The following is a 13,964-nucleotide window of genomic DNA, read 5'->3' as shown; positions in this document are numbered from 1 at the left end:
GTTAGGGCTTTTTACTTTTGAGCTAGAGATTACGTAAATAGGCTTCAACAAACTGAGCTTGATTTGGGGCTTTTGGCGCTGTTTTAAATTGAATTAACGTATCGGTGTGGCGTAGCTTTAGTTCATCAGCAAACTCACATGAAATTTTTCCAAACCGCTGTGCTTTCGTTTTAAATTCAGGTTGTTTTTTACATTGTTGTGCCAAGCTTGTTGCAATTTGAGCACAATAAGCACCGACAGCGTAGGTCTGCAGTATTTTATCATCAAGTTCTTGCCAATTAACTGTTGTTGTAATGTTTTTACCGCAAAACTTATTAAGTTCTTTGGTTGCAGCAGTTAATGCTATTTGCGATTGTTTAATGCTATTGTCACGATCAAACTTAGCCAATTTTAGTTGTATACCTTGTTCTTGTTGTGCCTGATATTGCGCATATACATCTTCAGAAATAGCGGTTGAGCGTTTATCTTTTAGTTCTGATAAGTAAATACCTTGTCGTGTATTCGGCAAATATAGCGTGTAGTTGCAACAGCTATAGCTTTTTCCTTTTGTGATTAAAGCGCGTTGTTCACCATCAAAAGTGTATTTATAAGCTTCAATACTGCCGTGAGGTTTTAAGTCTGTTAAAAAAACGACTTCATCAATTGGGCTATTAACACCGACCACTTTAATTAAAGCCTGAGATTTATCTCGGCTTTCAATGATCGTTACATGTTCGCCACTGGATGACTCTAAAAGAATAGGGTATTTTTGAAATTCAATTGCTTGAGCTGAGGAACAAAATAGAGCAAGTAAAAGTAGAATTTTTTTCATTTTTAAATCCATTTAAGTAAGTTGGGGTGAGTTTAACAATCGAGATTTATAATTAAAACAACTAATTATTACCCTGCGTTTATTATTTTTGTATTAGCGTGTTTTGATAGCGGGTAACTTCATCTGTGACAACTGATTCTAAACTTTTTAAACCCCATTGCTTACCGATTGCTATTGCTTGCTCAATGGGCAGTTTAAGCTCAGTTGCATGGTATACAGCAACAAGGGCACCGACACGATTGCTGCTGGCACAATGCAATAAAGTTGCCTCAGATGATGTTTCATTTAGCAATTTCTGTAATAAAATAGCGTTTGTAACATTTATATCAGCCTTTGAAGTTATTGGTAATGCCGCGTATTGCAAACCAAGTGTATTTACAACATCTTCTTCATCCCACTGAGTTTCATTTTTACCGCGTAGGTTTATAATATGCTTTACCCCTTTGTCAGCAAGTTGCGAAAGCTGTGCTTGTGTCGGCTGCCCTGAGGTATAAATATTTTCTTGAGGGTTAGCGAAATTGTTTAGCTTTATTAACTCAATTACTTGAGGATTTTTTTGTTCTGCTATGCAAGGTGTACTTAATAAACAGCAAGTAAATAAGGTTAGAAAAAGTGCTTTCATAGTTGAGGCCTCATTTGGTAGGTATAAATGTAATAATGCCAGCGGGTGCTGGCATTATTAAAATATTATTATTAAGGAGTATAATAAATGGGTGAGTCAGGCCCAACAGGCAAGCCTAGAACAAAGACCCACAGATAGAACAAGGCGACCCAACCAACAAAGAATATCATGCTATATGGCAGCATCGTAGCGACGAGTGTACCAATTCCCATGTCTTTTTTATACTTAGTGGCTACCGCGAGTATGAGCCCAAAGTAACTCATCATTGGTGTGATTAAATTAGTAACTGAGTCACCAATACGGTACGCGGCTTGAATTGTCTCTGGTGCATAACCAATTAACATAAGCATTGGTACAAAAATAGGGGCGGTAACGGCCCATTGCGCCGATGAAGAGCCTAAACTTAAATTAACTAAAGCACACATAAAAATAAAGAGTACGAATACCTCGGGGCCAGTCAGATTAAGCGCTTGTAACATAGCAGCGCCATTGATTGCTAAAATAGTGCCTAAATTTGTCCATTTAAAAAATGCGACGAATTGTGCTGCAAAGAATACCAATACAATGTACATGCCCATTGAACTCATGCTTTTGCTCATAGCATCAATGACATCTTTATCATTTTTCATGGTGCCGACAACACGACCATACACAAACCCAGGAATACCAAAAGTAACAAATATAAATACGACAATCCCTTTTAAAAATGGTGATTGTGTAACTAGACCCGTTTCTGGATTACGCAAAATGCCATCAGCAGGCACAATAGTCCACGCTAATAATAGTGATACAACTAATAAAGAAAACCCTGCCCATTTTAAGCCTGACTTTTCAACAGCTGTTAAACCTTGAATATTATTTTGCTCTAAATCTGCACTTGCATCGTCAGGGTTGTATTTACCAAGGCGTGGTTCAACAATTTTTTCGGTGACTAAGGTACCTAGAACTGCGATAAGTAAAACCGAAATCATCATGAAATACCAGTTAGCTTCTGCGCCAACTTGATAAGTAGGATCGATCATTTGTGCAGCAGGAGTAGTGATACCCGCAAGTAATGGATCAATAGTTCCTAATAATAAGTTGGCACTGTAACCACCGGAAACACCGGCAAAAGCGGCAGCAAGGCCCGCTAATGGGTGACGGCCTAAGCTGTGAAATATCATTGCAGCGAGCGGAATTAAAACAACGTAACCAAGCTCTGATGCGGTGTTGGATAAAATAGCCGCAAAAACAACCATAAAAGTAACTAAACGTTTTGAAGCACCCATAACCATGCCGCGCATTGCAGCAGATAAAAGCCCTGAATGCTCAGCAACACTTACACCAAGTAAGGCCACAAGCACAGTCCCTAAAGGGGCAAAGCTTGTAAAATTAGTTACTAACCCGGTCACTATGCGTTGTAAACCTTCAGCACTTAGTAAACTGACCACTTCAATAACACCATCAGGATCACGCCCTGCAGATCCAATTGGACGCGGATCAATCGCACTTAAGCCAAACCAGTCGGCGATGCCACTAAAAACAACGATGGCTACACAAAACATCGCAAATAAGGTGATAGGGTGGGGTAACATATTCCCCATAAACTCAACGGTTGCTAAAAATCGGTTAAATAACCCCGATTGTTTTTCAGGCGGTGTTGAATTTGCAGTGTCGACAACTTTTGACATAGCTGGTTCTCAAAATTTTAAAATTGCCGCAATCTATCATTTTTTACGTTTAGTATCACCTATAAACGGTGACTTAATTACTTAGTACGTTAAATTACCCCTAATGTTAGCGAACACCTTTAAATAACAAAGGGTAACGACGTAATCTGTTGCCTATATAGTCATCAGCTAATATTTGCTCACATATATCATCAATATTATTTGAGGCCTCAAATACCCAATCAAATCTTTCGATAGCTAATAAAAAACCACGTTTGAGAAAACGTTGCTGGCGATATTCATCCAAGTTTTTTCGGATAATATCTAACTTGCTCGGATCTTCACGCAAACGTTCAATTACATGGTTTATGAATACAGTGCCTTTGCTATTATTCTTAGGTCGCGCGCGACGAGGACGATGTAGTGACACAATTATTCCTCATTAAAGATGTTAATGATTTTTTTAAGAAAGTCATCTTTATGCTTGTCGTGCTCATAATCAAGATGGTAAGTATTGTGAAACCCAAATCTCAGCGTTACACCACTGCCTTTTAAATAAACCGTGTACCCATCAATATCAGAAAACGCTGTTAACCCCATATAGTATTTGCCTTCTTCAGTAATCTCACCACGTTGGATAATTCGCTCATATACCGCAAGTACTTGTTTGCCATCAATGTCATTTTTCATTGCTACTCCAAATTATTTGTTGATCTATTAATCATTACGTATGGGCATAACATTTAGTTTAAACCATCGAATTAAAGTCACTGAAAATGTCGCAAAATTACAAGTTAGCTCTTAAGTTGCTATGCTAAAGTGTTTTTATTTTAGGGATGACAAAGATGAAATGTATATACGTTACAGCGTTATGGTTATTTTTATGTTTAGGCAGTGCAACTACACAGGCAAATGAATCAAGCCTGACTTTAAAAAACCAACAGGGCGAACTCTTTGAACTAAACCAAATTATAGGTAAAAAACCTGTGTATCTAAAATTCTGGGCTACGTGGTGTAAACCGTGTATGGAACAAATGCCGCATTTTCAGCATGCATATGAACAATATGGGGAGTCAGTTGATACGATAGCAATTAATATCGACCTCAATGATGATCCGAGTGCTGTAGAGGCTGTTAAAAAACGCTTTAATTTAACAATGCCGATTATGACTGATGATACCGCTAAAGTCGCGAAAAACTATGAGTTTAGAGGTACGCCTTTTCATGTATTACTGGATAAAACGGGGAGAGTGATTTTTCAAGGGCATGATGCTGACAAAGCACTTGATAACACACTACGATTACTATCTCATGATGGTGTTGTTGAAAAGCCACGCTTATTGGATAAAGAGACTCAAAAAGTAGCGCTTACTCTCACCATTCCAGACAAAGGCTTAAAAGCCGTTTTATATACAGCGACTTGGTGCGACTGGTATTTAGCGGATACTCGCCCAAAGATGGCAAAAAACTGTATTGCAGCACAAGAGCAAATAAATGCCTTAACGGCGCAGGGAATAGATACAGAGGCGAGAGTGAGTCAACTATGGACGGATGAAGCCGCTGTGGCTGAGTACGTAGAAAAATTTAAAGTGCTTCATCCACTTTATATAGATCATGGGAATGACTTATTTATTTCCAATGAAGTGAGTCAAGTTCCTACTTTATTACTCTATAAAGACGCTAAAGTAATACAGCGAGTTACTGACTTTTCAAGCCCAATTAATATGCTAAAGCAGTAATAATTTGCTTTGAATATACGAAAAACTATCCTATGCTCAAGGCTCATCCCCCACTGAGCTTAGAGCATGATAGATAAGGCGTTATTACTTAAAACTCGGGAGTTATCAGATCGATTAATCGCGCTGCAAACACCGATACGTATTTTAGATGCCATTAATTGGGATAAAAGCGTAAAAGAAGAGTTTTTCAGACAAAAGTGTCAAAAGAACCCGCTCGTAGATAGAGCCTATTACCAACAACGTGATTTAGGCTTTGTTCCGAGTGATTTACGTCAAGCATTTTCTGATTTAAATCGTAATATTATCAGCCAGCTCGGGCAATTAAACCCGATAGCGCAATACATGAGCAAAATGTGTACTGAATATAAAACAGTACTGAGTATGCTTGAATACAGAGGCACACCTGAGTTCCATGACTTATCTGTCGAGTTGTTTGGGCATCCAAAAGATTTATTTCATGCGGGGGAGCCATCATTATCAGAGCTTGCAAATATGCTCGAGTTGCCTCTTAAAAACTTACTTTCTGCGGACATTTTACCTGATGACCCTAAGAATATTGATGCCGATGAAGCGGTTAAAATTCTTGCTGAACAAGTGAAATTAAGCATGCCAGGTATCGATGTTGAGGTGATGATTAGCGATGGGATCGTCAGTGACGCCGCTGCGGGCGCTAACAATATTAAGCTGAATCAAGACGTGAAGTTTTCACAACGTGAGCTAGATATTTTAGAAGTTCATGAAGGGTGGATCCATGTTGGCACCACACAAAATGGCTTAGCTCAGCCTTATTTAACATGCTTAAGCAAAGGGACACCCAGCTCTACCGTGACCCAAGAAGGGCTTGCTGTTTTAACTGAGATCATCACGCTTAAATCAACACCGCGTCGTTTAGCGAAGCTAGTAAACCGCATTCAAGCGGTGACTAAGGTGATTGATGGCGCTGAGTTTGTTGATATTTATCGAGATTACGTTGCGCAAGGTTTAAGCAAAGATGAAAGCTATACCCTGGCACAACGCGTATTTAGAGGCAGTACAGCGACAGGATTACCCTTTACAAAAGACATCGCATATATAAAAGGGTTTGTACTGGTTTATAATTTAATACGTGTAGCAATACAGCTTGGTCGTATTGATCAATTACCATTATTGTTAGTCGGTAAAATTTCGATAGATGACTTTAGACTGATTTCCCAGTTGCATGATTTAGGCGTAATAGAATCACCTAAGTTTGTGCCACCGCACTTTAAAGATTTAAGAGGTTTGGCAACGTGGCTTAGTTTTGGCCGTTTTATAGGTAACCTGTCATTTGAACAATTAGAGAATGATTATAAACCGCTATTTTTGTGATGAATTTATTACATCAATCGGTTAAATAATTGAACAACTTAACTAATTAGTATGTATTACAAAAAGGCCTTACAAAAATTGTAGGGCCTTAGTTCAGCTTTTATGTAAATAATTTAGCAAGCCGTATTATTTTATTAACGCGCGTTAGTACTTTCAAATATTTTATCTGCTGAGGCGGCAACAAAGCCGGTATAAAGCTCACCATCAGGCTTAGCATAACGAATAGCAAACTCATAAAAACAACTCGGAACGCTCATTTTTGTGTCACTAAATTCAACCTCAAAGTCATCAGCAAGCGTTGATGATTGCTCTAATAGTACAGCAGGTGAACCTTTTATTTCCCCGCCTGAAGTATTAAGTGCAAAACCTGCGTCTTTAAGTGCTTGGTTTACATCTTCAATGTTATCAAACTTGGCAAGCTCATTGATGTTTACGGTAAAGTGGTTTGCACGGTAACCCCATGCTGACATCCATGCTGCGTATTCACTCTCAGCTAATAATGCCTTGTAGGTATCAGCGTCAACTTGCCAATGAGTACCCGAATATAAAAAATTATCGCCGGTAACTGCGCTTTCGTCGATGTTTGCAACCATCTCGTTGACGATATTTTGCAATTCAGTGGAGCACTTTTCTACTAGCAGCTCAGAGATAAATACTTTTGGCTGCTTTGGATCAGTGTGTTCATAATGTTTGGCGTATAGTTTTTTAGCTTCGAAGTGGTATTCACCGCATTCTTTGTAACCTACCGCTAGAAAATGAGCTGCTAGTTTTTCAAGCCCAATTTTTTCATGATTAAAGGTACGAAGCGCAATATGATCATTGATCACATCATCTTTTTGCGTTGATCCAAGTAATTCATGTACTTTTACAGCTGAAGGAGTGACTGCAAGGTAGTTTTGCCATAAGTTGTCAAAAAGAGTATTTACATTTGTGTGCATTTTTAATTCCTTAATTTGGTTACTGTGGCCGTTACGCCACAGGCTGATTATTCGATGATTAAGCCCGGCGCAAGGGTTGTAGGTAGATTAACCTGTGATGCTTCAACTGATGCAACAGGATATGAGCAGTAATCTGCTGCATAATAGGCGCTTGCTCTGTGGTTACCGCTGGCACCAATACCACCAAAAGGTGCCGCACTGGATGCACCTGTAATTGGGCGGTTCCAGTTAACAATTCCAGCGCGAATACGCTTTAAAAAATGATCATAGTCATCACGTGAATCACTTAATAGACCAGCAGATAAACCAAATGACGTATTGTTCGCTTCACTAATAGCACTGTCAAAATCGTTATAACGGTAAACTTTAATTAACGGTCCAAAGTGTTCTTCATCAGGAATATCAGCCACGTTGGTTACATCAATAATACCTGGGCTTACAAATCCTGTTCCTGACTTTAAATGAGCAAGCGTAACGAGTGACTTGGCACCCATCGATAATAGCTGCTGCTGAGCGGCCACCATACCTAACGCTGCTTTTTCGCTGATCATAGCGCCCATAAAGGGTTGATCTTCACTAAAACTATCCGCTACATTAATTTGTTTAGTGGCGGTGATCAGTTTTTCTAAAATGGCATCGCCATTTGGTGTGTTTTCAATAAACACACGACGCGCGCAGGTACAGCGCTGGCCAGAAGTAATAAACCCTGATTGAATGATGTCATGGACTGCGGCACTTACATCAGCTACACCTTTAATAATAAGGGGGTTATTGCCACCCATTTCTAATGCTAAAATCTTGCCAGGGTGACCTGCAAATTGTTTATGCAATAAATGGCCTGTGTTTGAACTACCAGTAAAAAATAAACCGTCAGTATCTTGATGGCTCGCAAGTGCTATACCTGTTTGCACTTCACCTTGGACAAGGTTAATGACACCTGCTGGCAAACCTGCTTTTAACCATAAACTGAGCGTGTATTGCGCGACTAAAGGCGTCAGCTCTGAGGGTTTAAATACCACCGTATTGCCAGCTAAAATGGCTGGAACAATATGGCCGTTTGGTAAATGGCCAGGAAAATTATATGGGCCAAAAATAGCGACTACGCCATGTGGTTTATGACGAATAAATGCTTTAGCACCTGGCATTGAGTTTTCTGTGGTACCCGTACGTTCGTTATGTGCATTGATAGAAATAGCAACTTTACCTGCCATTGCGCCAACTTCAGTGCGCGATTCCCAAAGTGGTTTCCCTGTCTCGCTTGCAATTATGGTAGCAAACTCTTCGCTGTGTTTTTTTAGTTGAGCAACGAAGTTTTCAAGAATTGTAATTCTATTTTCAATTGATGATTCAGCCCATGCTAATTGTGCCAGACGCGCTGACTTTACTGCAGCATCAACTTGCTCTTTACTTGCCGTTTTGCCTTGCCAGATTATCTGACCATTACTAGGGTTAATTGAATTAAAGTCATGACCTAGGCCAGCATGCCATTGGTTATTGATTAACTGTGTACTTTGAGTCTCAATGCTCATTATAAACTCCTACGAGGTTACAGGCGGAAGAAACGCGCTGCATCCCCTTGTTTTAATTTAAGTGCGGTTGCAACTTCACGGCTAATAATTAAAGTGTGCTTGGCATGGTTATAGTGAGCGTGTTTGGTAAACGTTGCTCTGAAGTCATTCACGCCTTGGTTGCAAATAGCGAGTGTGTCGGAGCTTTGTTCATTAATATGATCCAGCTCACCAATTGATATCGGGCACACTAAGGATTCACGCACACTGCGTATATTTCCTAACTTTGCTTCAACGGTTGGCCCAGCATCAAATAAATCAACGTAGCCACGATGTTCAAAGCCTTCTTTTTCAAGGAGTTTCAGTGCAGGTTTTGTATGCTCATGAACTTTTCCTATCACTGCCTGCGCTTTCTTACTGAGTAAATTGGCATAAATAGGGTATTTAGGCATGAGTTCACTTATAAACGATTTATCGCCTAAACCAACAAGGTGATCAGCTTGAGGAAATTCAATACTAAAAAAGTGTTCTTCAAGCCATTGCCAAAAAGGTGAGTGGCCGTCTTCGTCGCTTACACCGCGCATTTCGGCAATGATCGTGTCAGCAAATCGTTCACTGTGCTGTGCCATAAACAAAAATCGTGAACGTGATAAAAAACGTCCAGCCAAGCCTTTACGGCTGTCTTCGCGTAAAAATAATGTACAAATCTCAGAGCAGCCTGTGTAATCATTACACATGCTTAAAATATCAACTGTGTTATATACTTTTAGGGTTGCAGAGTGGTGAACTGTTTTACCTAGATGGTAATGGTATAATGGCACGTTCAAACCCACCGCAGCCTCAATCGCTGTGGTGCCAACGACTTGCCCTGTTTCACTGTCCTCTAATACGAATAAGTAAGTTTCGTCGTGGGGCTGAGTAATGTTTTTCGCGAAACTTCTTTCTGCGCGTTCAATTTTTTCTAGCAATAAAGCATCATCAACGGGCAATGATGTAAAACCATGGCCAGATTCGATTGCAATTTGCTTTAACGCATCAAAATCGTTGGCGGTGATAGGACGTAATACTTGCATTCAAAGTGCTCCATTAGCACCCATGTAGGGTGCTAAATTAGGTTAAGCGTTTACAACATCTGCCACTGCTTTTTCAAAGCGTGCTAAACCTTCTTTTATATCCTCTAGTGGGATCACGAGCGAAGGTGTAAACCGAATAACGTTTGTACCAGCGACCAAACTCATAAGTCCGTGTTCAGTACTTGCGACGAGAAAGTCCCGTGCACGTCCTTCAAACTTACTGTTAAGTACAGCACCTAATAATAGACCTTTACCACGGACTTCACTAAATACGTCGTATTTTTCGTTGATTTGAGCAAAGCCGGCTCGAAAAAGTTGTTCACGTTCTTTAACGCCAGCAAGTACAGCAGGGGTATTAACGGTATCAAATGCAGCTTCTGCAACGGCGCAAGCTAATGGGTTGCCACCATATGTTGAGCCATGTGTACCAATTTTTAGATGTGCTGCAATGTCGGTTGTTGTGATCATTGCGCCAATTGGAAATCCCCCACCAAGGGCTTTTGCTGTTGTTAAAATATCAGGGGTTACACCTAATTCTTCGTATGCATAAAGAGACCCTGTACGGCCAACACCCGTTTGCACTTCATCAAAGATAAGTAATGCATTGTGTTTGTCGCACAAAGTGCGCACACCTTTAATAAAATCGCTTGTAGGCGAAATAATACCACCTTCACCTTGCAAGGGCTCCATCATAACCGCACATGTCTTGTCGCTAATAAGTGCTTCAAATGCGTTCAAATCATTGTAGTCACAATGATCGATTGCAGCAGGTTTAGGGCCAAATCCATCAGAATAGGCGGCTTGCCCACCTACAGTTACAGTGAAAAATGTACGACCGTGAAAGCCTTTGTTAAATGCGATAATTTGCGTTTTGTCAGCACCATGTATATCCAACGCAAAACGACGAGCAAGTTTGAGTGCCGCTTCGTTTGCTTCTGCTCCTGAGTTCGCAAAATAAACTTTGTCTGCGAATGTTGCATCGGTAATTTTCTTTGCTAAACGCAATGCAGGCTCATTAGTCATAACATTTGATAAATGCCAAATTTTCTCGCCTTGCTCTTTTAAAGCATTTACAAGTGCAGGGTGACAATGCCCTAAACAATTAACCGCTATGCCACCGGCGAAATCAATAAACTCTTTATCGTTTTGATCCCACACTCGTGATCCTTGTCCGCGAACAGGAATAACATCCGACGGGTTGTAGTTTGGAACCATAACATGATTGAATAAGTCTCTATTTACTTGCATTTGACGCACCTAAAATAACGAATATGAGAGGGTAAATTATAAAAAAGTTATAAAAACGAATATTTATAAAATATATAGCTGCTTAAAAACAGCTCTTTAGTTGTTGTTTTACTATTATCATGGTTCAGAGATTCAATTTGCAGTGCTATTTTGTTAAAATTGACGATAATAAAAAGCAAAATAACGAAGAGTGTTGCCAAAATGATTAGTCAACAAGATGAAAGATTACTATCTATACTACGTACAAACGCACGTGCGAGTATTTCAGATTTAGCAAGAGCGTTAAATTTGTCACGCTCTACAGTACAAAGTAGGATGCTAAAACTCGAAGAAAGCGGCATTATTAAAGGGTACAGTGTTGATTATGGAGAGGCGTATTTAAATGCCATGGTATCGGCACACGTTTCGATTAAAGTGAAGCAAAAGCTAACAACAAAAACCAATCTTGAACTAAAGCAAATTGACGCTATTTCACAACTTTATGCAATTAGCGGTGAATTTGATTTAATTGCAGTTGTTCAAGCGCAAAATTTAGAAAAGCTAAGTCATTTACTCGATGATATTGGTAATTTAGATGGCGTTGAGCGTACAACCTCATCGGTTATCTTAGAGACCAAATTTAAGCGGTAATATGTAGGGTTACCTCCGTTGAGAAAATAGGATGGGATTAAACTTAAAATAACTTTACTAATATTTTAAGCTTAAATTGTATTAACACACTATACTATACCCAAGCCACCTCAATATGCAGAGTTCAGCGTTTCACAGGGGCCTAATATCAAGGCGTTACTTTGCAAGAATGGCAGTCCCTTTTAAGAAGCAACAACGATGAGAGTAAGTGCCGGTGAAACGCCCAATGGGTTGGTTTTAAAACGATTTATACTGCGTTACTTTTATAAGGGATTGATTTTAACAATAGAACCACTATTACTTGCAATCAATGCCTTGCCTAAATCGTTTTAAATTCCAACGACGCTCACATATTGAGGTGGTTTGGGTATATTAATTCAGTACTTATTTTATTCTGTAAATTATTATCAATTTGCTAGTTACTCGAATACAGAGGTCATATGCAGGAAAGTTTATTAAATTCTGTTATTAAAATAACTAAAAATAGAGACATTGATTCACTAGAATATAGCCTTATTTCAACAATTAATGAGTTTGTTGATTGCTCAGAAATTGCTGTTTATAAAGATTTGGATGTCCAAGAAGAATTGACAATTGAACGTAGTTTGTCTTTGCAGACTCTTAACGATAAAGAATTTATCTGGGGGCCAAGACAGATAATAGATGATCCCGAACCTGAACTTGTATCGTGCTTACGCTCTGCATGTATTATCACAGTGAAGTCGAATGATGGAGTTGAAAAGCGCTGGTTGCCAATTTCATTTCAAGACAAACCCATAGGCGCAATCTCAATAGTATGTAACGAATTGAAAAGTGCGGATCAAGTATTACTGAACGCTTTTTGCCGAATCTTTGAAAACTACTTATTTATTTTACATGAAAATGAGCGAGATAAGCTAACGGGGTTGCTAAACCGTCAAACTTTTGATAAAAAAATTAAGCAGCTCATTGAAAAACAGGTACTAAAGCAACACAAGTTAACGAAGGTTGATTGCCATAGGAAGTTAAAGCAAAGCTCAACATCTTGGCTTGCAATGATTGATATTGATCACTTTAAAAGTATTAATGACAAGTTCGGACACGTCTGTGGAGACGAGGTGTTACTGGTACTTGCTCAGAGAATGCGTCATTTTTTTCGTTCGACCGATTTGATATTTCGTTTTGGTGGCGAGGAATTTGTTATTGTATTTGAACCAACTAATTTTGAATCAATTAATGAAAAGATGAGTCAATTTCTTGAAATGATAAGAGCAACTCATTTCCCATTTGTAGCAAAGATGACCCTGAGTATCGGTATGTCGCGTATCAGCCCTTATGACTTTCCGATAACGGTATTAGAAAATGCAGATAAGGCACTGTATTACGCAAAAGAAAATGGACGCGATAAACTTTGTTTTTATGAGGAGCTAATTGCTGATAACTTGATTGATTCACCTGATAAGAGTTCAGACATCGATTTATTCTGATCTATTACTTGAGGCAGACCTAATTATTTTATTCTTTTTTACTTCATCAAGCTTGATGATATAAGCATTCCCGCCGATCCCTTTAAATTCCTCGTCTGTGAAGACTATGGTATTTTCATCGTAGAACGTAATAGCTTCTTTTTGAGTAACAATACCTAAATCAATACGCGATACGTCACCGGAAAAAAACTTATCTTCGGAGAAGTTTTCGAATAACCAAATACTGGTTGAATCAAGTAATACAAGTTTTTTTCGATCAGGGCTTAGTGCTGCGGAAGTTATCCAACATAGCTTTTCCATTGTTGTGCAGGTTTTAAAAGATCCGACAAGTTTTGCGTCAAAATTAGCTGCATGATCACCTACTCTGTATACATTAGTTATGCCATCAAAGGGAACAGTGCGATTTTTAGTAAATAGATATAAATGACGACCAAAAGCAACAAATGCTTCTAAATCAAAATTGCGTTTACTTGCAGCAATAGGGCTCCCATCAAGTTCAGGATACGTAAACTTTATGATTTCAGCCTCTGTGGTGTTTGTTTTTATATCAATCGGGTTTTCAATTTTATAAATTGTTAGCCATTTTCGCTCTTGTTTATTATTGCCAAAATCACCTAAAAAGAAGTGCCCGAAGTCATTTTGAGTCATATCCTCCCAATCAATATTTTTTGCGTTTGTGACAAGTACTTCCTTGGCGATAGACCCATCTTCTCTTAGGCGATAAAGTTTAGCTTCGTCACCACCATCGTTTATAGCCCACAGGTGATTACCTTTATCAAACTCAATACCGGAAATTTCTTTTAGTTTAGGATCGACACTCACTGCCTTTTTACTATATAGGGTATAAATTGAAATGCTTATTGAAATAGTTGTAACTAAAAATACGATAGAGATAAGTGAATATAGGCTTTTTTTAAGCATGTATGAGGATGT

At 39.0% G+C, this 13,964-nt stretch carries 14 protein-coding genes; 4 read left to right on the top strand and 10 right to left on the bottom strand.

Annotation, left to right across the window (positions count from 1 at the left end):
• Positions 1 to 22: 22 nt before the first annotated feature.
• The 5 genes from A7967_RS07715 to A7967_RS07695 form a co-directional block, all read right to left on the bottom strand.
• Positions 23 to 811 carry a hypothetical protein gene (locus A7967_RS07715; protein ID WP_054203816.1) on the bottom strand — a complete coding sequence of 263 codons (789 nt, stop codon included), beginning with the start codon at positions 809 to 811 and terminating at the stop codon, positions 23 to 25.
• Positions 812 to 893: 82 nt separating this feature from the next.
• Positions 894 to 1,433 (bottom strand): protein tyrosine phosphatase family protein, encoded by a 540-nt coding sequence (locus A7967_RS07710; protein ID WP_064435597.1) that lies wholly within the window; start codon positions 1,431 to 1,433, stop codon positions 894 to 896.
• A 71-nt stretch (positions 1,434 to 1,504) separates the two neighbouring features.
• Positions 1,505 to 3,103, bottom strand: coding sequence for an AbgT family transporter (locus A7967_RS07705; protein ID WP_054203814.1), 1,599 nt, complete (start codon positions 3,101 to 3,103; stop codon positions 1,505 to 1,507).
• Between the two features lie 106 nt (positions 3,104 to 3,209).
• Positions 3,210 to 3,512: a hypothetical protein gene (locus A7967_RS07700; RefSeq protein ID WP_099458976.1), complete on the bottom strand. Its 303-nt coding sequence runs from the start codon at positions 3,510 to 3,512 to the stop codon at positions 3,210 to 3,212.
• Positions 3,513 to 3,514: 2 nt separating this feature from the next.
• Complete coding sequence (locus A7967_RS07695) at positions 3,515 to 3,772, bottom strand: DUF3081 domain-containing protein (RefSeq protein WP_054203812.1); 258 nt, start codon at positions 3,770 to 3,772, stop codon at positions 3,515 to 3,517.
• A 155-nt stretch (positions 3,773 to 3,927) separates the two neighbouring features.
• Here A7967_RS07695 and A7967_RS07690 point away from each other — a divergent pair, with 155 nt between their 5' ends.
• On the top strand, positions 3,928 to 4,821 hold the full coding sequence (locus A7967_RS07690) for a TlpA family protein disulfide reductase (RefSeq protein WP_054203811.1): 894 nt from the start codon (positions 3,928 to 3,930) through the stop codon (positions 4,819 to 4,821).
• A gap of 66 nt (positions 4,822 to 4,887) precedes the next feature.
• A complete protein-coding gene (locus A7967_RS07685) occupies positions 4,888 to 6,168 on the top strand; it encodes a flavohemoglobin expression-modulating QEGLA motif protein (RefSeq protein ID WP_054203810.1) in 1,281 nt (426 codons plus the stop codon).
• Positions 6,169 to 6,302: 134 nt separating this feature from the next.
• Here the strand turns inward: A7967_RS07685 and A7967_RS07680 are convergent, their stop codons facing one another.
• From A7967_RS07680 to A7967_RS07665, 4 genes are read right to left on the bottom strand one after another with little or no spacing between them, the layout of a single operon-like run.
• A complete protein-coding gene (locus A7967_RS07680) occupies positions 6,303 to 7,106 on the bottom strand; it encodes a DUF1338 domain-containing protein (protein WP_054203809.1) in 804 nt (267 codons plus the stop codon).
• A gap of 47 nt (positions 7,107 to 7,153) precedes the next feature.
• The gene (gene astD, locus A7967_RS07675; RefSeq protein ID WP_054203808.1) at positions 7,154 to 8,635 is read right to left on the bottom strand and encodes a succinylglutamate-semialdehyde dehydrogenase; all 1,482 of its coding nucleotides are present in this window, start codon (positions 8,633 to 8,635) and stop codon (positions 7,154 to 7,156) included.
• A gap of 17 nt (positions 8,636 to 8,652) precedes the next feature.
• Positions 8,653 to 9,687 (bottom strand): arginine N-succinyltransferase, encoded by a 1,035-nt coding sequence (astA, locus tag A7967_RS07670; RefSeq protein ID WP_054203807.1) that lies wholly within the window; start codon positions 9,685 to 9,687, stop codon positions 8,653 to 8,655.
• Positions 9,688 to 9,729: 42 nt separating this feature from the next.
• A complete protein-coding gene (locus tag A7967_RS07665; protein ID WP_054203806.1) occupies positions 9,730 to 10,935 on the bottom strand; it encodes an aspartate aminotransferase family protein in 1,206 nt (401 codons plus the stop codon).
• A gap of 201 nt (positions 10,936 to 11,136) precedes the next feature.
• Between A7967_RS07665 and A7967_RS07660 the strand changes: the two genes are divergently transcribed.
• Both A7967_RS07660 and A7967_RS07655 read left to right on the top strand, forming a co-directional pair.
• Entirely contained in the window at positions 11,137 to 11,565 is a 429-nt protein-coding gene (locus A7967_RS07660) for an Lrp/AsnC family transcriptional regulator (protein WP_054203805.1), read from the top strand.
• A 440-nt stretch (positions 11,566 to 12,005) separates the two neighbouring features.
• Entirely contained in the window at positions 12,006 to 13,031 is a 1,026-nt protein-coding gene (locus A7967_RS07655) for a GGDEF domain-containing protein (RefSeq protein WP_054203804.1), read from the top strand.
• On the opposite strand, the gene A7967_RS07650 is transcribed toward A7967_RS07655, so the two are convergent.
• On the bottom strand, positions 13,023 to 13,952 hold the full coding sequence (locus tag A7967_RS07650) for a hypothetical protein (RefSeq protein WP_054203803.1): 930 nt from the start codon (positions 13,950 to 13,952) through the stop codon (positions 13,023 to 13,025). The genes A7967_RS07655 and A7967_RS07650 overlap by 9 nt on opposite strands.
• Positions 13,953 to 13,964 lie beyond the last annotated feature (12 nt).

It is taken from the genome of Pseudoalteromonas neustonica (assembly GCF_001653135.1).
GTDB lineage: Bacteria > Pseudomonadota > Gammaproteobacteria > Enterobacterales > Alteromonadaceae > Pseudoalteromonas > Pseudoalteromonas neustonica.
Note: the sequence above shows the minus strand (reverse complement) of the source record. Positions and strands in the feature narration are given on the sequence as shown.